This window comes from Mesorhizobium sp. M0633, assembly GCF_040320645.1.
Classification (GTDB): Bacteria; Pseudomonadota; Alphaproteobacteria; order Rhizobiales; family Rhizobiaceae; genus Mesorhizobium.
This window is the reverse complement of sequence record NZ_JAMYQC010000007.1, coordinates 237,608-258,340: the sequence shown is the minus strand read 5'-3', so window position 1 is coordinate 258,340 and position 20,733 is coordinate 237,608. Positions and strand designations below refer to the sequence as shown.

At 62.6% G+C, this 20,733-nt stretch carries 21 protein-coding genes and 1 riboswitch; of the genes, 3 read left to right on the top strand and 18 right to left on the bottom strand.

The genetic code is table 11. The features are described 5' to 3' along the window. Nucleotides 1-101: 101 nt before the first annotated feature. The 18 genes from NKI47_RS10300 to NKI47_RS10215 form a co-directional block, all read right to left on the bottom strand. Nucleotides 102-923, bottom strand: coding sequence for a biotin--[acetyl-CoA-carboxylase] ligase (locus tag NKI47_RS10300; RefSeq protein ID WP_352589715.1), 822 nt, complete (start codon nucleotides 921-923; stop codon nucleotides 102-104). 4 nt (nucleotides 924-927) lie between these two features. Then, complete coding sequence (gene nuoN, locus NKI47_RS10295; RefSeq protein WP_352589712.1) at nucleotides 928-2,364, bottom strand: NADH-quinone oxidoreductase subunit NuoN; 1,437 nt, start codon at nucleotides 2,362-2,364, stop codon at nucleotides 928-930. Nucleotides 2,365-2,382: 18 nt separating this feature from the next. Continuing rightward, the gene (locus NKI47_RS10290) at nucleotides 2,383-3,888 is read right to left on the bottom strand and encodes an NADH-quinone oxidoreductase subunit M (RefSeq protein WP_352450009.1); all 1,506 of its coding nucleotides are present in this window, start codon (nucleotides 3,886-3,888) and stop codon (nucleotides 2,383-2,385) included. Beyond that, entirely contained in the window at nucleotides 3,888-5,861 is a 1,974-nt protein-coding gene (nuoL, locus tag NKI47_RS10285; RefSeq protein WP_023676619.1) for an NADH-quinone oxidoreductase subunit L, read from the bottom strand. Before nuoL ends, NKI47_RS10290 begins: the two co-directional genes overlap by 1 nt. Before the next feature lie 10 nt (nucleotides 5,862-5,871). Further along, on the bottom strand, nucleotides 5,872-6,180 hold the full coding sequence (nuoK, locus tag NKI47_RS10280; RefSeq protein ID WP_023676620.1) for an NADH-quinone oxidoreductase subunit NuoK: 309 nt from the start codon (nucleotides 6,178-6,180) through the stop codon (nucleotides 5,872-5,874). 1 nt (nucleotide 6,181) lies between these two features. Further along, nucleotides 6,182-6,802, bottom strand: a complete 621-nt coding sequence (locus tag NKI47_RS10275) for an NADH-quinone oxidoreductase subunit J (RefSeq protein WP_023676621.1) — start codon at nucleotides 6,800-6,802, stop codon at nucleotides 6,182-6,184. A gap of 118 nt (nucleotides 6,803-6,920) precedes the next feature. After that, nucleotides 6,921-7,412 (bottom strand): NADH-quinone oxidoreductase subunit NuoI, encoded by a 492-nt coding sequence (gene nuoI / locus NKI47_RS10270; protein WP_023676622.1) that lies wholly within the window; start codon nucleotides 7,410-7,412, stop codon nucleotides 6,921-6,923. Beyond that, nucleotides 7,412-8,455 (bottom strand): NADH-quinone oxidoreductase subunit NuoH, encoded by a 1,044-nt coding sequence (nuoH, locus tag NKI47_RS10265; RefSeq protein WP_023676623.1) that lies wholly within the window; start codon nucleotides 8,453-8,455, stop codon nucleotides 7,412-7,414. The genes nuoI and nuoH overlap by 1 nt, the downstream gene beginning before the upstream one ends. A gap of 2 nt (nucleotides 8,456-8,457) precedes the next feature. Beyond that, a complete protein-coding gene (nuoG, locus tag NKI47_RS10260) occupies nucleotides 8,458-10,539 on the bottom strand; it encodes an NADH-quinone oxidoreductase subunit NuoG (protein ID WP_352589708.1) in 2,082 nt (693 codons plus the stop codon). 74 nt (nucleotides 10,540-10,613) lie between these two features. After that, complete coding sequence (locus NKI47_RS10255) at nucleotides 10,614-11,309, bottom strand: helix-hairpin-helix domain-containing protein (RefSeq protein ID WP_352589705.1); 696 nt, start codon at nucleotides 11,307-11,309, stop codon at nucleotides 10,614-10,616. Between the two features lie 77 nt (nucleotides 11,310-11,386). Continuing rightward, nucleotides 11,387-12,691, bottom strand: a complete 1,305-nt coding sequence (gene nuoF / locus NKI47_RS10250) for an NADH-quinone oxidoreductase subunit NuoF (RefSeq protein WP_023676626.1) — start codon at nucleotides 12,689-12,691, stop codon at nucleotides 11,387-11,389. Between the two features lie 10 nt (nucleotides 12,692-12,701). Then, nucleotides 12,702-13,763, bottom strand: coding sequence for an NADH-quinone oxidoreductase subunit NuoE (nuoE, locus tag NKI47_RS10245; RefSeq protein WP_352589702.1), 1,062 nt, complete (start codon nucleotides 13,761-13,763; stop codon nucleotides 12,702-12,704). Nucleotides 13,764-13,784: 21 nt separating this feature from the next. After that, nucleotides 13,785-14,153, bottom strand: coding sequence for a hypothetical protein (locus NKI47_RS10240; RefSeq protein WP_352589699.1), 369 nt, complete (start codon nucleotides 14,151-14,153; stop codon nucleotides 13,785-13,787). Between the two features lie 2 nt (nucleotides 14,154-14,155). After that, nucleotides 14,156-15,346, bottom strand: coding sequence for an NADH-quinone oxidoreductase subunit D (locus NKI47_RS10235; RefSeq protein ID WP_352589696.1), 1,191 nt, complete (start codon nucleotides 15,344-15,346; stop codon nucleotides 14,156-14,158). A gap of 9 nt (nucleotides 15,347-15,355) precedes the next feature. Beyond that, nucleotides 15,356-15,961, bottom strand: coding sequence for an NADH-quinone oxidoreductase subunit C (locus NKI47_RS10230; protein ID WP_352570385.1), 606 nt, complete (start codon nucleotides 15,959-15,961; stop codon nucleotides 15,356-15,358). After that, nucleotides 15,958-16,497, bottom strand: a complete 540-nt coding sequence (locus NKI47_RS10225) for a hypothetical protein (protein ID WP_352589693.1) — start codon at nucleotides 16,495-16,497, stop codon at nucleotides 15,958-15,960. The genes NKI47_RS10230 and NKI47_RS10225 overlap by 4 nt, the downstream gene beginning before the upstream one ends. 6 nt (nucleotides 16,498-16,503) lie before the next feature. After that, nucleotides 16,504-17,085 carry a NuoB/complex I 20 kDa subunit family protein gene (locus NKI47_RS10220; protein WP_023670824.1) on the bottom strand — a complete coding sequence of 194 codons (582 nt, stop codon included), beginning with the start codon at nucleotides 17,083-17,085 and terminating at the stop codon, nucleotides 16,504-16,506. Next, nucleotides 17,076-17,441 (bottom strand): NADH-quinone oxidoreductase subunit A, encoded by a 366-nt coding sequence (locus NKI47_RS10215; protein ID WP_023798850.1) that lies wholly within the window; start codon nucleotides 17,439-17,441, stop codon nucleotides 17,076-17,078. The genes NKI47_RS10220 and NKI47_RS10215 overlap by 10 nt, the downstream gene beginning before the upstream one ends. A 335-nt stretch (nucleotides 17,442-17,776) precedes the next feature. Between NKI47_RS10215 and NKI47_RS10210 the strand changes: the two genes are divergently transcribed. The 3 genes from NKI47_RS10210 to cobW all read left to right on the top strand — a co-directional run bounded on the left by NKI47_RS10210 (nucleotide 17,777) and on the right by cobW (nucleotide 20,716). Then, complete coding sequence (locus NKI47_RS10210) at nucleotides 17,777-18,976, top strand: winged helix-turn-helix domain-containing protein (RefSeq protein WP_352589690.1); 1,200 nt, start codon at nucleotides 17,777-17,779, stop codon at nucleotides 18,974-18,976. Nucleotides 18,977-19,005: 29 nt separating this feature from the next. Beyond that, nucleotides 19,006-19,209, top strand: a riboswitch (cobalamin riboswitch). 38 nt (nucleotides 19,210-19,247) lie between these two features. Next, nucleotides 19,248-19,682, top strand: coding sequence for a DUF1636 family protein (locus tag NKI47_RS10205; protein ID WP_352589687.1), 435 nt, complete (start codon nucleotides 19,248-19,250; stop codon nucleotides 19,680-19,682). After that, a complete protein-coding gene (gene cobW, locus NKI47_RS10200; protein WP_352589684.1) occupies nucleotides 19,679-20,716 on the top strand; it encodes a cobalamin biosynthesis protein CobW in 1,038 nt (345 codons plus the stop codon). Before NKI47_RS10205 ends, cobW begins: the two co-directional genes overlap by 4 nt. Nucleotides 20,717-20,733: the final 17 nt, after the last annotated feature.

Sequence of the window (20,733 nt, the reverse complement as noted above, 5' to 3'; positions counted from 1 at the left end):
GGTCAAAATTGTGGGCCGGTCAAAATTGTCGGCCGGTCAAAATTGTCGGCCGGTCAAATTCAAGCTGGTCAAATACCTGGCCAGTCAAACGTATTGGCCAGTCAAACGCCGGCCGAGGCAACCGCGCCGAAATGCACGTCGCCGGCGGCGATCGTCAGAACCGAACCTTGATCGTCGCGGATCACGAAACGGCAGTCCTCGTCAATGGTCTCGAAGGTGCCGCGCACCACATTACCGTCAATTCTGACAGCAACCTGCCCGCCAAGCCCCGCCGCACGCGCCAGCCACCGCCGCCTGACGGCGGCAAGCCCGCGCCCTTCGTTCCACAGCCGCGCATTCTCGCTCCATGTATCCGACAGCGCCAGGAACAGCGTCTCGGCATCGCAAGCAGACCCCAGCGCGCTGAGCGACGTCGCTGGATAAGGCAAATCCTCAGGGTATGCCACCACGTTGACGCCGACACCGACAGCCACCGCGGAACGGCCACCATCCAGCATCGCCGATTCCAGCAGGATGCCGGCGAGCTTGGCGCCCGAGGCAAGCACATCGTTGGGCCATTTCAGTTCGAAACGGTTCTTGCCTTGGCTCGCACCATCGAGGCCGATCGCGATCCTGCCCTTCGGCACGACAGCGTCGAGCGCGTCGGCCAGCGCCAGTCCGGCAACGAAGCCGAGCGTCGCGGCAAGCCGAAGCTCGGTGTTGGTGATCACCAGCAACGTCGCTGCCAGATTGCCCTCGGGCGTCGCCCAGGCGCGGCCACGGCGGCCACGCCCGGCTTCCTGCTTTTTGGAGACGACCCAGAGTTTGCCCGGATCGCCGGCCCGTGCATGCTCCAGCGCCAGCGCGTTGGTGGAGCCGACCGTGTCGTGCGCCTCGAGCCGGAACCCGTCCGAAGCCGCGGTTGGAGCCAGCCTGAAAGTCATTCCGTCAGAAGAAGGTCTTGGCCGCGGCTGCGGCGTAGGTTCCGATCGGGCCGCCGATCAGCACGTAGAACAGCACGAAGGCGCCACAGACACCGAGCACGACGCGCAGTTCGGACGCCATCGGCACGAAGCCGCCGACCGGTTCGTCGAACCACATGATCTTGATGATACGCAGATAATAGTAGGCGCCCACCACAGAGGCGAGCACGCCGATGATCGCCAGCGCGTAGAGGTTGGCATTGATGGCGGCGAGGAACACGTACCATTTCCCCCAGAAGCCGGCGAGCGGCGGGATGCCGGCCAGCGAGAACATCAGGATGGTGAGGATCGTCGCCATGATCGGATTGGTCGCCGACAGGCCGGCGAGATCGCTGATCTGCTCGACATTGCCCTCCTTGCGCCGCATGGCGAGGATGAAGGCGAAGGTGCCGAGCGTCATCACCAGATAGATCAGCATGTAGATGGCGACGCCGCGCACGCCATCCTGGCTGTTCGCGGCAAGGCCGACCAGCGCATAACCCATATGACCGATGGAGGAATAGGCCATCAGCCGTTTGATGTTGGTCTGGCCGATGGCCGCAAAGGCACCAAGCGCCATCGAGGCGATCGAGATGAAGACGATGATCTGCTGCCAGTCGGCGGCGATCGGCTTGAAGGCGCCCATGGTGACGCGCACCATCAGCGCCATCGCCGCCATCTTCGGTGCCGCCGCCAGAAAAGCCGTCACCGGCGTCGGCGCGCCTTCATAGACGTCGGGCGTCCACATATGGAACGGCACCGCCGAGATCTTGAAGGCAAGGCCGGCCAGCACGAAAACCAGGCCGAAGACGAGCCCAAGCTGGCGCTCACCGCCGCTCAGCGCCGTGGCGATCTCCTGGAAGCCGGTGTTGCCGGTGTAGCCGTAGACCAGCGAGATACCGTAAAGCAGCATGCCCGACGACAGGGCGCCAAGGACGAAATACTTCAGCCCGGCCTCGGTCGAGCGCAGATTGTCCCGGTTGATCGCCGCCAGCACGTAGATCGCCAGCGATTGCAGCTCGAGGCCGAGATAGAGCCCGATCATGCCGTTGGCCGAGATCATCAGCATCATGCCGAGCGTGCAGAGCAGGATCAGCACCGGATATTCGAACTTGTCGAAACGCTCCGCCTGGGCAAAGCGGACCGACATGACCAGCGTCACCGCCGAGCCGACGAGCGCCAGCACCTTCATGAAGCGGGCGAACGGATCCTGGATGAAGGCTTCGCTATAGGCGTTGCCCTGTCCCGGCGAAAAGACCAGCCAGGCGCCGGCGATCACCAGCACGGCGACGGCAAGGCCGCTCACCGTGACAGTGGTGTTGGCGCGCGAATAGGCGCCGAGCATCAACAGCGCCAAGGCGCCGATGGCGAGGATCAGCTCTGGCGTCGAGAGCGACAGGCTTGAGAGAAGGTCCGGCGTCATGGTTCGCAAAACCCCCAGTCAGTTCGCCGCCGCGGTCTGCGCGGCGCCGATGGATGCGGTGACATTGGTAACGAGCGCCTTGACCGATTCGGCGGTCGCGTCGAAGATCGGCGCCGGATAGACGCCGAAGAAGATGACCAGCGCGACCAGCGGATAGATGATCACCTTCTCGCGCGTCGACAGGTCGAGCAGGCCTTTCAGGCTTTCCTTGGTCAGCGCGCCGAAGATCACCTTGCGGTAGAGCCAGAGCGCATAGGCCGCCGAAAGGATGACGCCGGTGGCGGCGAAGAACGCTACCCAGGTGTTGACCCGGAACACGCCGAGCATGGTCAGGAACTCGCCGACGAAGCCGCTGGTGCCGGGCAGGCCGACATTGGCCATGGTGAAGATCATGAACACGGTTGCATATTTCGGCATGTTGTTGACCAACCCGCCATAGGCGTCGATGTCACGCGTATGCATGCGGTCGTAGACGACGCCGACGCAGAGGAACAGCGCGCCGGAGACCAGGCCGTGCGACAGCATCTGAAAGATCGAACCCTGGACGCCTTCCTGGTTCATCGCGAAGATGCCCATGGTAACGAAGCCCATGTGAGCGACCGACGAATAGGCGATCAGCTTCTTCATGTCCTCCTGCATCAGCGCCACCAGCGAGGTGTAGATGATGGCGACAACGGAGAGCGTGAAGATCAGCGGCGCGAACATTTCGGATGCGATCGGAAACATCGGCAGCGAAAAGCGCAGGAAGCCGTACCCACCCATCTTGAGCAGGATGGCGGCCAGGATCACCGAGCCGGCCGTCGGCGCCTCGACATGCGCGTCCGGCAGCCAGGTGTGCACCGGCCACATCGGCATCTTCACCGCGAAGGACGCGAAGAAGGCAAGCCATAGCCAAGTCTGCATATTGGCCGGGAAGTTGTGGGTCAGAAGCGTCGGGATGTCGGTGGTGCCGGACTGGAAGAACATCGCCATGATGGCGAGCAGCATCAGCACCGAGCCGGCCAGCGTATAGAGGAAGAACTTGAACGAGGCATAGACGCGCCGCTTGCCGCCCCACACGCCGATGATGATGAACATCGGGATCAGGCCGGCTTCGAAGAAGACATAGAACAAGACGATGTCGAGCGCGCAGAACACGCCGATCATCAGCGTCTCGAGCAGCAGGAAGGCAATCATATAGGCCTTGACGCGCTTCTCGATCGATTCCCACGAGGCGAGGATGCAGAGCGGCATCAGGAAGGTGGTCAGGATGACGAACAGCATGGAGATGCCGTCTACGCCCATATGATAGGAGATGCCGGAATCCAGCCAGGCAAACTTCTCGACGAACTGGAAGCCGGGCTGCGAATTGTCGAAGCCGGTCCAGATGAACAGCGAAATCACAAACGTGAACGCGGTCGTGAACAGTGCTATGGCGCGGATGTTGCGGCGCGCGTTCTCGCTGTCGTCACGCACGAAAAGGATGAGCAGCACACCAACCAGCGGCAGGAAGGTGACCAGCGATAGGATCGGCCAGGCGGTCATCAGAGCATCATCCAGGTGACGAGTGCGGCAACGCCGATCAGCATGGCGAAGGCATAGTGGTAAAGATAGCCGGTCTGCAGCTTGACGACCCGGTTGGTGACGTCGACGACGCGCGCCGAAATGCCGTCCGGCCCGAGCCCGTCGATGACGGTGCCGTCGCCGGTCTTCCACAGGAAGCTGCCGAGGCGCTTTGCCGGCCGCACGAACAGGAAGTCGTAGAGCTCGTCGAAATACCATTTGTTGAGCAGGAAGGCGTAGAGCAGGCGATGGTTGGCGGCGACGCTCCGAGGCATTTCCGGCGCGCGAATATAGAACTGCCAGGCAATCGCAAAGCCGATCAGCATGGCGATGAACGGTGACAGCTCGACCCACAACGGCACTTCGTGGATTTCGTGCAGGATGTGGTTGTCCGGCAGCGTGAACAGCGACGCCTTCCAGAATTCGGCATAGCCCTCGCCGAAGAAGGCGCCGTGGAAGATCACGCCGGCAAACAGCGCGCCCGCCGCCAGGATGAACAGCGGCACCAGCATGACCGGCGGCGATTCATGGACATGGTGCATGACCTCGTGGCTGGCCCGCGGCTCGCCGTGGAAGGTCATGAAGATCAGCCGCCAGGAGTAGAAGGAGGTGAAGCAGGCAGCAATGACCAGCAATATGAAGGCAAACGCGGCGACCGCATTGTGGCCGGCGAAGGCCGCTTCGATGATGGCGTCCTTGGAAAAGAAGCCGGCCGTGCCGATGATCGTTACCGGGATGCCGACACCGGTCAGCGCCAGCGTGCCGATCACCATCATCCAGTACGTTTTCGGAATGAGCGTCCTCAGGCCGCCCATCTTGCGCATGTCCTGCTCGTCGGAGACGGCGTGGATGACCGAGCCCGAGCCGAGGAACAGCAGCGCCTTGAAGAAGGCGTGCGTGAACAGATGGAAGATCGCCGCGCCATAGGCGCCGACGCCGAGCGCCACGAACATGTAGCCGAGCTGCGAACAGGTCGAATAGGCGATGACGCGCTTGATGTCGTTCTGGACGAGACCGACTGTCGCCGCGAAGAAGGCGGTGAAGGCGCCGATGAAAGTGACCACGGTCAATGCCGAATGCGACAGCTCGAACAGCGGCGACAACCGCGCCAGCATGAACACGCCTGCCGTCACCATGGTCGCGGCATGGATCAGTGCCGAGACCGGCGTCGGGCCTTCCATGGCATCCGGCAGCCAGGTGTGAAGCGGCACCTGCGCCGACTTGCCCATGGCGCCCATGAACAGGAGCAGGCAGACAACCGTCATCGCAGCCTGCTTGTCGAGCGCATAGCCGAGGAAGGTCAGCACGGCCGGGCCTTGCGGCGCGCCTTCCGCCGGAATGAACGTCGCCGCATTGGCGAAGATGGTGCCGAGATTGACCGAGCCGAACAGCACGAACACGCCGAATATGCCGAGCGCAAAGCCGAAATCGCCGACGCGGTTGACGACGAAGGCCTTGATCGCAGCCGCATTGGCCGACGGCTTCTTGTACCAGAAGCCGATCAGCAGATAGGAGGCAAGGCCGACGCCTTCCCAGCCGAAGAACATCTGCACGAGGTTGTCGGCCGTCACCAGCATCAGCATGGCGAAGGTAAACAGCGACAGATAGGCGAAGAAGCGCGGCCGGTCCGGATCGTGATGCATGTAGCCGATCGAGTAGATATGGACCAGCGACGACACCGTGTTGACAACTACCAGCATCACCACCGTCAGCGTGTCGATCCTGAGCGCCCAGGACGCCTCCAGCCCGCCCGACTGGATCCAGCGCATCACCGGCACGGTGAACACCTCTCCGCCGCCGAAGCCAACCGAGAAGAAGGCGACCCACGACAGCACGGCCGCGATCACCAGGAAGCCCGAGGTGATGTATTCGGAAGCCTTGGCCCCGAGCGAGGTGCCGAACAGGCCGACGATCAGAAAGCCGAGCAGCGGAAGGAAGACGATGGCCTGATACATGGTGGTTCCGTCAACCCTTCATCATGTTCACGTCTTCGACCGCGATCGAGCCGCGGTTGCGGAAGAAGACGACGAGAATGGCAAGGCCGATCGCCGCTTCGGCCGCCGCGACCGTCAGCACGAACAGTGCGAACACCTGGCCGACCAAATCGCCGAGCGCCGCCGAAAAGGCGACGAAATTGATGTTGACCGCAAGCAGGATCAGCTCGATCGACATCAGGATGACGATGACGTTCCTGCGGTTCAGGAAGATGCCGAACACGCCGAGCGTGAACAGGATCGCCGATACGGTCAGGTAGTGCGCGATGCCGACGACCATCTCAGACTCCTTCGCCCGTCTTGACCTTGCGGATTTCCACTCCGGTTGCCGCCGTGCGGCCGACCTGGGCGGCGATCGACTGCCGCTTGACGCCCGGCTTGTGGCGCAGCGTCAGCACGATGGCGCCGATCATGGCGACCAGCAGCACCAGCCCCGCTACCTGGAAGTAATAGAGGTAATCCGTATAGAGGATGTCGCCGAGCGCTGCCGTGTTCGACCGCGCGGCCAGGTCCGGAATGGGTTTCGCGACCGTCGCCGCCAGTTTCGGCGCGAATGTATAGCCGCCGAGCACCACGATCAGCTCCGCCGCCAGGATCAGCCCGACCAGCGCGCCGATCGGTGCATATTGCAGGGCGCCTTCCTTCATTTCGGCGAAGTCGACGTCGAGCATCATGACGACGAACAGGAACAGCACCAGCACCGCGCCGACATAGACGACGAGCAGGATCATCGCCAGGAACTCGGCGCCGGTCAGCATGAACAGGCCGGCGGCGTTGAAGAAGGTCAGGATCAGGAACAGCACCGAATGCACGGGATTGCGCGCCGAAATGACCATGAACGCCGATGCCACCGCGACAAAGGCGAAGAGGTAGAAAAAGGCCGCCTCTAGTCCACTCAGCATGGGTTCCCCCGGGTTTCCTGTCAGAACAGGACGTTCGTCCTGTTTTTTGCCACCGCCTCCGGTCGGCAAGTTGCGTGTTCCTTAAACCAGGCCCCTCGCCCCGTCCATGCGTCAAATATCAGCGGTAAGGCGCATCCAGCGAGATGTTGCGCGCCAGCTCACGCTCCCAGCGGTCGCCATTGGCCAGGAGCCTGTCCTTGTCGTAATAAAGCTCCTCGCGCGTTTCCGTCGCGAATTCGAAATTCGGCCCCTCGACAATGGCGTCGACCGGGCAGGCTTCCTGGCAGAAGCCGCAATAAATGCATTTCACCATATCGATGTCGTAGCGCACGGTGCGCCGTGTGCCGTCGTTGCGGCGTGGGCCGGCTTCGATGGTGATGGCCTGTGCCGGGCAGATCGCCTCGCACAGTTTGCAGGCGATGCAGCGTTCCTCGCCGTTCGGATAGCGGCGCAGCGCATGTTCGCCGCGGAAGCGCGGGCTGACCGGCCCCTTTTCATGCGGATAGTTGATCGTCTCCTTCGGCGCGAAGAACTGGCGCATCGACAGGAAGAAAGCGCTGACGAAATCCTGCAAAAGCAGTGACTTGGCGGCCTGGGATAATGCTGACATCAGGCAAACCCGGTGAGTTTGAGAAAGGCGGCGGTGGCGACCACCATGAACAGCGAGATCGGCAGGAAGACCTTCCAGCCGAGCCGCATCAGCTGGTCGTAGCGATAGCGCGGCACGAACGCCTTCACCATGGAGAACATGAAGAACACCAGGCAGACCTTGAGCACGAACCAGATGAGCCCCGGCACCCAGGTGAAGGGTGCGAAGTCGAAGGGCGGCAGCCATCCGCCGAGGAACAATATGGTGGCCAGTGCGCACATCAGGACGACGGCGACATATTCGCCGAGGAAGAACAACAGGAACGGCGTCGAGGAATATTCGACCATATGGCCGGCGACGAGTTCCGATTCGGCTTCCACAAGGTCGAAGGGCGGCCGGTTGGTCTCGGCCAACGCCGAGATGAAGAAGACGATGAACATCGGGAACAGCGACAGCCAATGCCAGTCGAGGAAGGTGTTGGGCAGGCCGAGCCGCGTGCCCAGCCCGTCCTGTTGCGACAAGACGATGTCGGACAGGTTGAGCGAGCCGACGCAAAGCAGCACGGTGACGATGACGAAACCGATCGAGACTTCGTAGGACACCATCTGCGCCGCCGAGCGCAGCGCGCCAAGGAACGGGTATTTCGAATTGGAGGCCCAGCCGCCCATGATGACGCCATAGACCTCGAGCGAGGAGATGGCGAAGACATAGAGGATGCCGACATTGACGTTGGCGATCGCCCAGCCTTCATTGACCGGGATCACCGCCCAGGCAGAGATCGCAAGCACCGCCGACACCAAGGGCGCCAGCAGGAAAACGCCCTTGTTGGCGCCGGACGGGATCACCGGTTCCTTGAAGACGAATTTCAGCAGATCGGCGAAGGCCTGCAGCGTGCCCCACGGGCCGACGACGTTCGGGCCGCGGCGCAATTGCACCGCCGCCCAGATCTTGCGGTCGGCGTAAAGCACATAGGCGACGAAGATCAGAAGCACGACGATCAGCACGACCGATTTCAGAAGAATCAGCAGCGCCGGCAGCACGTAGAAGGAGAAGAAGGTGTCCATGTCTACTCCGCCGCCTGCCTGAAGCCGTTCTTCGCCAAGGCCGAACACTCCGCCATCACCGCTGACGCCCGCGCGATCGGGTTGGTCAGGTAGAAATCCTTGACCGGCGAGGTGAAGGTGCCCTTGTTCAGCCTTCCGCCGAGCTTGGCCACCCTGGCGATGTCGGCCGGGTCGCCGGCAGCGACATGGTCGATGCGGGCGAGATGCGGGTATTCGCCATAGAGCTTTGCGCGCAGCTGCGGCAGCGAATCGAACGGTAGCTTCTTGCCCAGCACATCCGACAGTGCCCGAAGGATCGCCCAGTCCTCGCGCGCTTCGCCGGGCGCAAAGCCGGCCCGGTTGGTCTGCTGCACGCGGCCCTCGGTGTTGACGAAGGTGCCCGACTTCTCGGTATAGGCGGCACCCGGCAGGATGACGTTGGCGCGATGCGCGCCCTTGTCGCCATGCGTGCCGATATAGACGACGAAAGCGCCGCCGGTCTTGGCCATGTCGATTTCGTCGGCACCGAGCAGGAACAGCACATCGGTCTCGCCGAGCATGCCGGCGACATTCCTGCCGCCCTCGCCCGGCACGAAGCCGACATCGAGGCCGCCGACCCGCGCCGCCGCGGTGTGCAGTACGGCAAAACCGTTCCAGTCGGCCCTTGCGGCATTGACGGCGACGGCGAGCTTCGCCGCCTGGCCAAGCACGGCCGCGCCGTCCGGACGCGCCAGCGCACCCTGGCCGACGATGATCAGCGGATGCGTCGCCTTCTTCAGTAGCTGGAAGAACTTGCCGTTGCCGTCGGCCAGATCCTTCAGCGATTCCGGCCCGGCGCCGAGCTGCTCGTAATCATAGCGCGTATCGCCGACGTCGCCGATGACGCCGACCGGCAGATTGCCGGCCCGCCAGCGCTTGCGGATGCGGGCGTTGAGCAAGGATGCCTCGAAGCGCGGATTGGCGCCGATGATCAGCACCGCATCGGCCTGTTCGATGCCTTCGATGGTCGGGTTGAACACATAGCTCGCCCGGCCGAGCGACGGATCGAGTGCGGCGCCGTCCTGGCGGCAGTCGGTGTTCTTCGAGCCGAGCGAAGCCATCAGAAGCTTCAGCGCGTAGATCTCCTCGACGGCGGCAAGATCGCCGGCAATGGCACCGATCTTTTCGGGTGCCGCATTCGACACCGCTTCCTTGATCGCGGCAAAAGCCTCGGCCCAGCTTGCCGGGGCCAGTCTGCCGTCCTTGCGCACATAGGGGCGGTCGAGGCGCTGCGTGCGCAAGCCGTCCCAGACGAAGCGGGTCTTGTCGGAAATCCATTCCTCGTTCACCGCCTCGTTGGTACGCGGCAGGATGCGCATCACTTCGCGGCCCCGGCTATCGACACGGATCGCGGAGCCGACGGCGTCCATCACGTCGATGGATTCGGTCTTGGTCAGTTCCCACGGCCGTGCCTGGAAGGCGTACGGTTTGGAGGTCAGCGCACCGACCGGGCAAAGGTCGATGACATTGCCCTGCAGTTCCGAAGTCATCGCGCTTTCGAGATAGGTGGTGATCTCGGCATCCTCGCCGCGGCCGATCAGGCCGAGCTCGGATATGCCGGCAATCTCGGTGGTGAAGCGGACGCAGCGCGTGCAATGGATGCAGCGGTTCATGATCGTCTTGACCAGCGGCCCGATATACTTGTCTTCGACCGCCCGCTTGTTCTCATGGTAGCGCGAGGAATCGACTCCGAACGCCATCGCCTGGTCCTGCAGGTCGCACTCGCCGCCCTGGTCGCAGATCGGGCAGTCCAGCGGATGGTTGATCAGCAGGAATTCCATCACGCCTTCGCGCGCCTTCTTGACCATCGGCGTGTTGGTGAAGATTTCCGGCGGCTCGCCGTTCGGGCCGGGGCGCAGGTCGCGCACGCCCATGGCGCAGGACGCCTGCGGCTTGGGCGGGCCGCCTTTCACCTCAATCAGGCACATGCGGCAATTGCCGGCGATCGACAGCCGCTCGTGGAAGCAGAAGCGCGGCACTTCTGCGCCGGCGTCCTCGGCCGCCTGCAGCAGCGTGTAATGGTCGGGTACAGTGATCTCTTTCCCGTCGACCTTGAGCTTTGCCATTTCGCCTCAAACCCCTGCGGACGTTCCGCAATCTTTCCTTCCGGGCGCAGCCGAGACCGCGCACGATATTGAATTCACTTTTTGGCCCCGGCCAACGCGGCCGCCTGACCGATCCAGCCGTCACGGCCGATGCGGCCCTTCAACGACAGGTAATCTTCGACCCAGGCGATCTCTTGCGGCGTCCACGCGGCGATCTGGGCGTATGTCCAGATGCCAAGGCCGTTCAGCAACTTTTCCAGTTTCGGCCCGATGCCCGATATCGCCTTGAGGTCGGCGGGCTTGGCTGGCCGATCCATCGGCCTGGGCTGCTTGAAATCTTCCGGCATCAGCCCGGCCGACGCATCCGCTGCAACGGTGCTCGCATTCGCCAAGCTCCGCGCCGCGGTGCTCGTCGCAATGTCGGTCACATCGTTGGCGAAGGACTGCGCCTCGGCAATCAGGGTTTTGGTCGCTGCGCGCGCCTTTGTCGAGGAGCTTTTGCCGGTCGCGGAAAAGCGTTCCGTCCGGGCCTCGAAATCCTCGGCGACCGGCTGCCAAAGCCGCTGCGAGGTTTCGGCCGCGCCCGAAAGCACGCCCATCCAGATGCCAAAGGCGTGGTTGGCAAGACCGATGCCGAGTGCCGTCATCGCCGCCGCGCCCGCGACAGGATGCGCCAGGAGATTGACGGCATTGGCCATCTCCTTCGGCATCATCCTGGTCAGATCCTGGTTCATCTTCAACAACGGGTCCATATCGGGCGTAAAATCGTCGGGTGTCGAAAACAGCGACATAGGTGGTCTCCTGGTCGTTTCCGTCTGCCCCGCGCTCGTTTCCTCGTGTCGGACATTCGTCCGCATTTTGAATACTTCTATTCCGCCGCCGCCAGCACCGGTTCGGCACGGTGCGCGTTGCGCGAAAACTCGTCGATGCGCCGCTCCACCTCGCCGCGGAAATGCCGCATCAGGCCCTGGATCGGCCACGCCGCCGCGTCGCCCAGTGCGCAGATCGTGTGGCCCTCGACCTGCTTCGTCACGTCGAGCAGCATGTCGATCTCGCGCTTCTGCGCTTCGCCGCGCACCAGCCGCTCCATCACCCGCCACATCCAGCCGGTGCCTTCACGGCAGGGCGTGCACTGACCGCAGCTTTCGTGCTTGTAGAAGTAGGAAAGCCGCGCGATCGCTTTCACGATATCGGTCGATTTGTCCATGACGATGACAGCCGCCGTGCCGAGGCCCGATTTCAGATCGCGCAGCGCGTCGAAATCCATCGGCGCGTCGATGATTTGCTCGGCCGGCACCAGCGGCACCGAGGCGCCGCCCGGAATGACCGCCAGCAGATTGTCCCAGCCGCCGCGGATGCCGCCGCAATGTGTCTCGATCAGCTCGCGGAACGGGATCGACATCGCCTCTTCGACGGTGCACGGATTGTTGACGTGGCCGGAGATGCAGAACAGTTTCGTGCCGACATTGTTGGGCCGGCCGAAGGACGAGAACCAGGCGGCACCGCGGCGCAGGATGGTCGGCGCGACAGCGATGGACTCGACATTGTTGACTGTCGTCGGGCAGCCATAGAGGCCGACATTTGCCGGAAATGGCGGCTTCAGCCGCGGCTGGCCCTTTTTGCCCTCGAGGCTTTCGAGCAGCGCCGTCTCCTCGCCGCAGATATAGGCGCCGGCGCCGTGATGCATGTAGATGTCGAAATCGTAGCCGGATGTGTTGTTCTTGCCGATCAGCTTGGCCGCATAGGCCTCGTCGATGGCGCGCTGCAGCGCCTCGCGCTCGCGGATGAACTCGCCGCGCACATAGATGTAGGCTGCGACCGCGCCCATGGCGAAGCCGGCAAGCAGGCAGCCTTCGACCAGCGTGTGCGGGTCGTGGCGCAGTATGTCGCGGTCCTTGCAGGTACCGGGCTCGGACTCGTCGGCATTGACGACGAGATAGCTCGGCCGGCCGTCGCTTTGTTTGGGCATGAACGACCATTTCAGCCCGGTCGGGAAACCGGCACCGCCGCGGCCGCGCAGGCCCGATGCCTTCATCTCGTTGACGATCCACTCGCGCCCCTTGGCAACGATGCCGGGCGTGTTGTCCCAGGCGCCGCGCGCCATGGCACCGGCCAGCGACTTGTCGAAGCGGCCGTAGATGTTGTTGAAGATGCGGTCTCTGTCCTGAAGCATTGCTCGTTCCTCAGACCGGCTTCTTGCCGGTCGGCCGGCTCTTGTTTCCGAGCGACGGTTTGGTCGCCTTGGCGGCAGCCTTCGCCGGTTTAACCTTGGCCTCCGGCGCTTTGAAAGCAGACGCCGGCTCGGCCTTGTTCTTGGGGCCTCTGCGCTGTTTCGAGACGTCCTCGACCTGCGGTTCGGCCTTGTTGGCATTGGCGGCCGAATGCAGAGGCGCTGCGACGCTCGCCGCCCTTTCCGCCGCGGGCGCGACTTTCGTCGCCGACGGCGATTTCAGCGCCGGGTTGGTCTCGACCGCGTCGGTCTTCGGCTTGCTGGCATTCGAGGGCGCAACCGGCGCCGGCGCGGCAGGAGCAGCTGGCGGAACTGATGCTGCGGCGGCAGCCGCCGGCTCTGCATCCTTGGCGGCCTTGGTCGCCGCCCTGGTTTCCCGGTCGCGGGTCGCCTTGAGGATCGCCTTTTCGCTCTTGAGGGTCGTCAGGCCGCTGGCCGGCTCCGAGGTGATGCGGCCGTTTTGCGGTCCTGGCGTCACCGAAGCACCTTTGCCGGCGTCATAGAGGTCGATGATCTCGGCAAGCCGCTCCGGCGTCAAATCCTCATAGGTGTCCTTGAATATCATCACCATCGGTGCGTTGACGCAGGCGCCGAGGCACTCGACCTCCTCCCACGACAGCGTGCCCTTGTCGTTGGTGTGAAACTGGTCGTGATGGATCTTCGAGCGGCAGACATCCATCAGCGCTTCCGAGCCGCGCAGCATGCAGGGCGTGGTGCCGCAGACCTGGATATGCGCGCGGGTGCCGACCGGATTGAGCTGGTACTGGGTATAGAAGGTGGCGACTTCCAGCCCACGGATATAGGGCATGTCGAGCATGTCGGAGATCGTTTCGATCGCCGCCTTGGTCACCCAGCCTTCCTGTTCCTGCGCCAGCATCAGCAAGGGGATGATCGCGGATTGCTCGCGTCCCTTCGGATATTTCTTGATCCACTGCTTCGCCGCTGCCGCATTCGCCCGGTTGAAGGCGAAGGAGGCTGGCTGGAGGCTGGCTTCTGCGAGACGGCGGACTGACATGGAGTTTCGCTTTTATGTTTCTTATTGAACCGAACTGGAGACGCGATAGCAGTTCTCAGATTGCCCTAACACGCATACAAACTCTTCCTTACCGCGCTTCAGACGGATGTATTCATCATAACGATCGTCAACCCAAGAGACACAGTAAGGCCTCGGCCGGCTGGGCACTTGGGCAACAAACGACTCGATCGGACACGGAAGAGAATGAAAACCCATCCCCTCATCCATCGGCGCATGCCTCTCGTATGTACGCCCCATCAGCAAGTCGCCCTCCGAGACCAGCTCAAACCCGATCTTGAGCAGGTCTCGCGAAAGCAATCGACCATCCGGGGCCCAAGCAGGAACTTGGGCCGCCATGGTCAGAACCGCTGCGGTAACAAGCGCGTTCATTGCTACCGATCCACCTCACCAAACACGATGTCGAGGGAACCAAGCACAGCGGTAACGTCGGCCAACATGTGGCCGCGACACAAAAAGTCCATGGCCTGGAGATGCGCGAAGCCGGGCGCGCGCAGCTTGCAGCGATAGGGCTTGTTGGTGCCGTCGGAGACGAGATAGACGCCGAACTCGCCTTTCGGCGCCTCGACGGCCGCATAGACCTCGCCGGCCGGCACGCGGTAGCCTTCGGTGTAGAGCTTGAAGTGATGGATCAGCGCTTCCATCGAGCGCTTCATCGCCGAACGCTTCGGCGGCACCACCTTGCCGTCGAGGTTCGACACCGGCCCGCTGCCCTCCTTGCCGAGCAACAGGTCGACGCACTGGCGCATGATTTTTGCCGACTGCCGCATCTCTTCCATGCGCACCAGATAACGGTCGAAACAGTCGCCGTTCTTGCCGATCGGAATGTCGAAATCCAGCTCGGCATAGCATTCGTAAGGCTGCGATTTGCGCAGGTCCCACGGCGCGCCCGAGCCGCGCACCATGACGCCGGAAAAACCCCAGGCCCAGGCGTCCGCCAAGGAGACGGTGGCAATGTCGACATTGCGCTGCTTGAAGATACGGTTGCCGGTCAAAAGCGCGTCGAGATCGTCGACCGATTTCAGGAATGGGTCGATCCACTTGCCGATGTCCTCGATCAGCTTCTGCGGCAGATCCTGATGCACGCCCCCGGGGCGGAAATAGGCAGCATGCATGCGCGAGCCCGAGGCGCGCTCATAGAACACCATTAGCTTTTCGCGCTCGACAAAGCCCCACAGCGGCGGCGTCAGCGCGCCGACATCCATCGCCTGCGTCGTCACATTGAGGATGTGCGACATGATGCGGCCGATCTCGGAGTAGAGAACTCGGATCAACTGCCCCCGCTTCGGCACCTCGATACCGAGCAGCCGCTCCGCGGCAAGCGCGAAGGCATGCTCCTGGTTCATCGGCGCGCAATAGTCGAGCCGGTCGAGATAGGGCACGGCCTGCAGGTAAGTCTTATGCTCGATCAGCTTTTCCGTGCCGCGATGCAACAGCCCGATATGCGGATCGACGCGATCGACGACTTCGCCGTCGAGTTCTAGAACCAACCGCAAAACACCATGGGCAGCAGGGTGCTGAGGCCCAAAGTTGATATTGAAGTTGCGAACGGAAGTCTCAGCCATTTTGGCGTCTCAATTCGTCTTGGCTTTTTCGTCGCCTGGAAGGACGTAATCCGTCCCCTCCCAAGGGCTGAGAAAATCGAAATTGCGGAATTCCTGTTTGAGCTCGACCGGCTCGTAGATGACGCGCTTGGCTTCGTCGTCGTAACGCACCTCGACGAAGCCGGTCAGCGGAAAGTCCTTGCGCAGCGGATGGCCTTCAAAGCCGTAATCGGTCAGAATCCGCCGCAGATCCGGATGGCCTGAAAACAGCACGCCGTAGAGATCGTAGGTCTCGCGCTCGAACCAGTCGGCGCCGGGATAAATCCCGGTGATCGACGGCACGAGCGTCTCTTCGTCGGCCTGGACCTTGATGCGGACGCGGATATTCTGTCTCGGCGACAGCAAATGATAGACCACGTCGAAGCGCTTTGCCCGCGACGGATAATCGGCGCCGCAAACGTCGATGATCGAGATGAACTGGCATTTCGGATCGTCGCGCAGGAAGGTGACCACCTCGATCAGGTCGCGCGGCTCGACTGGGATGGTGAGTTCGCCATAGGCGAATACCGCCTCGCCGATCCGGCCGACCAGTTTCTCGCCGAGATAGGTCGAGAGATCATTCAACGCCTGGGTCATGACAGCCTCGCCAACCAGTCCAGAATCTTGCGTGAGTCTTCCGGATCTTTCTCACCGAACCAACCGCTCTCCGTGGCCGCGTCAATGGTCAAAAAAACCTGGCATTCATCATCGTCACCCAGCTCGCCAAAAAACAGCTTTCCGACAAACTGCCGGGTTTCGAGGTTTGCCGGGTCCCCGTTCAGGGCAACGCACTCCACAAACAACTTTTCGGTAACTGCTCCCTGGCCCGGCGCCGAAGAGGAAAGCTTGGCCGACATTTCAGCAATCAGGTTCTTGGTTCGATCGCCAAGCGAACGCAGTCTCACGTCGCCATGATAAAAGACTATTCGTGGGTCGCTTGTCGGCTCAGCCTCCCAATCATTTAGTCGAATGTCGACACCGAGACCAGCAGCACCAAATTTCGTATCTGCTAAAAGCGCAGAAGAATAAAACGTCGAACCGGCGTCCGTTTTTACAAATCGCTGTTCAGACGTCTTGAACATCAAATCCAGCCAAGGCTTAGGGTTGCCATGAATAATCCCATCTTCATCCACGGCGATTTACCGCTCGATCGTGCCGGTGCGGCGGATCTTCTTCTGCAGCAGAAGGATGCCGTAAAGCAGCGCTTCGGCGCTCGGCGGGCAGCCGGGCACGTAGATGTCGACCGGCACGATGCGGTCGCAGCCGCGCACCACCGAATAGGAATAATGATAATAGCCGCCGCCATTGGCGCATGAGCCCATCGAGATGACGTAGCGCGGCTCCGGCATCTGATCGTAGACCTTGCGCAGCGCGGGCGCCATCTTGTTGGTCAGCGTGCCGGCAACGATCATGATGTCGGACTGGCGCGGGGACGCGCGCGGCGCGACACCGAACCTCTCCGAGTCATAGCGCGGCATCGACGTATGGATCATCTCGACGGCGCAGCAGGCGAGGCCAAACGTCATGAACATCAGCGAGCCGCTGCGCGCCCAGGTGATCAGCGCCTCGGTCGAGGTGACGAGAAAGCCCTTGTCGGCGAGCTCGTTGTTGATCTCCAGGAAGAATGGATCGTCGGACCCTACCGGCCTGCCGGTGTTGGGGTCGATGAGGCCCTTGGGCTTCGGCGCGACGAGCGTGCCGGAACTGTCGTTCAATCCCATTCCAGCGCTCCTTTTTTCCATTCATAGGCAAAGCCGATGGTCAGCACCGCCAAAAACACCATCATCGACCAGAAACCGAGCATGCCGATCTGACTGAACGACACCGCCCAAGGAAACAGGAAGGCCACCTCCAGATCGAAGATGATGAACAGGATCGACACCAGGTAGAAGCGGATATCGAACTTCATGCGGGCGTCGTCGAACGAGTTGAAGCCGCACTCATAGGCCGAAAGCTTTTCCGGATCGGGGTTGCGGTAGGCCACCAGGAAGGGTGCGGCGAGCAGCGCCAGTCCGACGACCAGCGCCACGCCGATGAACAGGACGATGGGCAGGTACGAACTCAACAATGCGTTCATTCTGCAGCTTTCCGTTGCGGCCAATCCACTCTGATTACAGCACCGGACCCACTTGCGGAAGCGTGACAGTTTAACCACTGAACCGTTTTAAGGGGGCTCTATGCTGCAACGCGGCGAGGGTTAGCGCAGCGCTTTCGGCGAAGCAAGTCAAACCTTGTTCAAATCGCGGTGCTGGAACGGCATATCCGGGAAAACTGGTCCGATCCGCTCCTGTTTGATTTCCTTCACTTTTTACTCCACTTTTCTCTCCTGACATGGATGCCGCCAAAACCCTGTTAGCATGGCACGGAATCGCAGGTCATTTTCTCGTCTAACATCGTCTGGATGCCGCCTTCATGAAGGAAAAAATCTCGCTTGCCATGGCCCGTCGCATTGCGCTCGCGGCACAGGGATTCAACGACCCGCGCCCCACCGGCACGCCTGACCGCCGGCATCTGGCCCGCGTGCTTGCCCGTACCGGCCTGCTGCAGATCGATTCCGTCAGCGCCGTGGTGCGCGCCCATTATATGCCTCTTTATTCGCGGCTTGGCCCTTACAAGCTGGCGTTGCTCGACAACGCCGCCGTCACGCGCAAGCGCATGGTCTTCGAGTATTGGGCGCATGAAGCCTCGTTCTTGCCGGTCGAGACCTATCCGCTGATGCGCTGGCGCATGCAGCGGGCCGAACGCGGCGACGAAATGTACAGCGGACTGGCCAAATGGGGCCGCGAGCACGCCGCCTATATCGAAGACATCTCTCGCGAGGTCGCCGAACGAGGCCCGATCGCAGCGTCGGCTTTCGAAGGGCAGAAGGGTTCGGGCGGCTGGTGGGGCTGGAGCCATGCCAAGCACGCCTTCGAATGGCTGTTCTGGGCCGGCCGCATCACCACTGCGCATCGCCGCGGCTTCGAGCGGTTCTACGATCTGCCGGAGCGCGTGCTGCCGCCGGCGGTACTCGCGCTACCGGTTCCCTGTCCCGAGGATGCACATCGCGAATTGCTGCGCATCTCGGCCCGCGCCCACGGCATCGCCACGGCAGGAGACCTGCGCGACTATTTCCGGCTGTCGCCGGCCGACATCAAGGGCCGCATCGAGGAGTTGGTCGAGGCCGGCGACCTGTTGCCGGTGAGCGTCGAAGGCTGGAACAAAACAGCCTATCTCCACAAGGACGCCCGTTTACCGCGCAAGATCGAGGCGCGCGCCTTGCTCGCGCCGTTCGATCCTGTCGTCTTCGAGCGGTCGCGCACCGAGCGCTTGTTCGATTTCCACTACCGCATCGAGATCTACACGCCGGCCGAAAAGCGCCGGTATGGCTATTACGTGCTGCCGTTCCTGTTCGGCGACAGCATCGTCGGGCGCGTTGACCTCAGGGCCGACCGCCCGGCCGGCGTACTGCGCGTCCATGCCGCCTATGCGGAGCCCGGCGCCTCGCTGCAAACCGCAGCCGAGCTTTTCGAAGAATTGAAGCAGATGCAGGGCTGGCTCGGCCTGGAACGCATCGAGGTGACCGCTGCCGGCGACCTCGGCCGTTCGCTCGCGGATATCGCCGCGTCATAGACGTGCGTTGACACGACTGCCTCCACAAGCCTAAATCCGTTCCAGACGGTCCCCTGCCCGCAACGGCAAGGGCCAAGAGGGAATGCGGTGCGAAATCTCGATTTCAAATCCGCGGCTGTCCCCGCAACTGTAAGCGACGAGCCTCGGCCGAAAACCACTGGGATATTCCCGGGAAGGCGGCACCCAGGCGATGACCCGCGAGCCAGGAGACCTGCCGTCTAGGACATAAGAATCCGATCGCCTGGCGGGTTTTCCGGGCAAGGAGCCTGATTTGGAACGCGACAGCAGTTTTCCGGCTGAGACAGCGGATTTATTGTCCGGCCATGGCGATTCCCCGGCCGGCGTTACCGTGATCGTCTGCTCGTCCTGCCGGGACGAGACCGGATCGGACGCTCATCCGCGCGCCGGCGAGCTGCTTGCCGAGGACACACGCCGCGCCGCTTCCGGCGAAAACATCAATATCCGCACCGTCGAATGCCTCGGCAACTGCAAGCGCCGGCTCAGCGCCGCCATGCTGCGCGACGGCTGCTGGAGCTACGTCTTCGGCGACCTGACCACGACCAGCGGCGCCGATCTCGTCGCTGGGGCAAAGCTCTTCGCCACCGCGACGGACGGTCTCATTCCATGGCGCGGCCGCCCCGATTGCCTGAAGCGTGGCCTGGTTGCCCGCATCCCACCCCTCGACCTTTTGAAGGATCAGATATGACCGCTTCCGTCTCCCGCGTGCCCTGCACCGTCGTCACCGGCTTTCTCGGCGCCGGCAAGACGACGCTGATCCGCCATCTGCTCGAAAATGCCAAAGGCAAGCGGCTGGCCATCATCGTCAACGAGTTCGGCGATATCGGCATCGACGGCGAGATCCTGAAGGGCTGCGCCATCGACACCTGCCCCGAGGAAAACATCGTCGAGCTGGCCAATGGTTGCATCTGCTGCACCGTCGCCGATGATTTCGTCCCGGCGCTGGACCAGATCCTGTCGCTGACGCCGAGGGTCGACCACATCCTGATCGAGACATCCGGCCTCGCTTTACCCAAGCCGCTGGTCCAGGCCTTCCAGTGGCCGTCGGTGAAAAGCCGCGTGACGGTCGACGGCGTCATTGCCGTGGTCGACGGACCGGCGCTGGCTGATGGCCGCGTAGCCAATGACATGGACGCCCTGCAGGCCCGGCGCGCACAGGACGAGACGCTCGACCATGACGATCCGGTCGAGGAAGTGTTCGAAGACCAGCTCGCCTGCGCCGACCTGATCATCCTGTCGAAGAGCGACCTGCTGGACGCCGCCGGCTCGGCCCGTGCCAATGCCGTCATCGGCAAGCACGTTGCGCGGGCGGTGAAGATCGTACCGACTTCGCAAGGCAAGGTCGACCCGTCGGTGCTGCTCGGCCTCGGCCTTGCCGTCGAGGACGACATCGAGAACCGCAAGACCCACCACGACGACGAGCTCGACCACGAACATGACGATTTTGACTCGTTCGTCATCGACATCGCGTCTGTGTCCAACCCGGACGAGCTCGCACAACGGGTCGCCACGGCGGCGGAGGAAGAAAACGTGTTGCGCGTCAAGGGTTTCGTCGAAGTCGGCGGCAAGCCGATGCGGCTCCTGCTGCAGGCCGTCGGTCCGCGCGTCAACCACTATTACGACCGCGCCTGGACCGCTGAAGACGACCGCCGCTCGCGCCTGGTCGTCATCGGCCTGAAAGGGCTGAACCGCCCGGCCATCGAGCGTATCCTCGCCGGCTGACCCCAGGTACGAGCCGC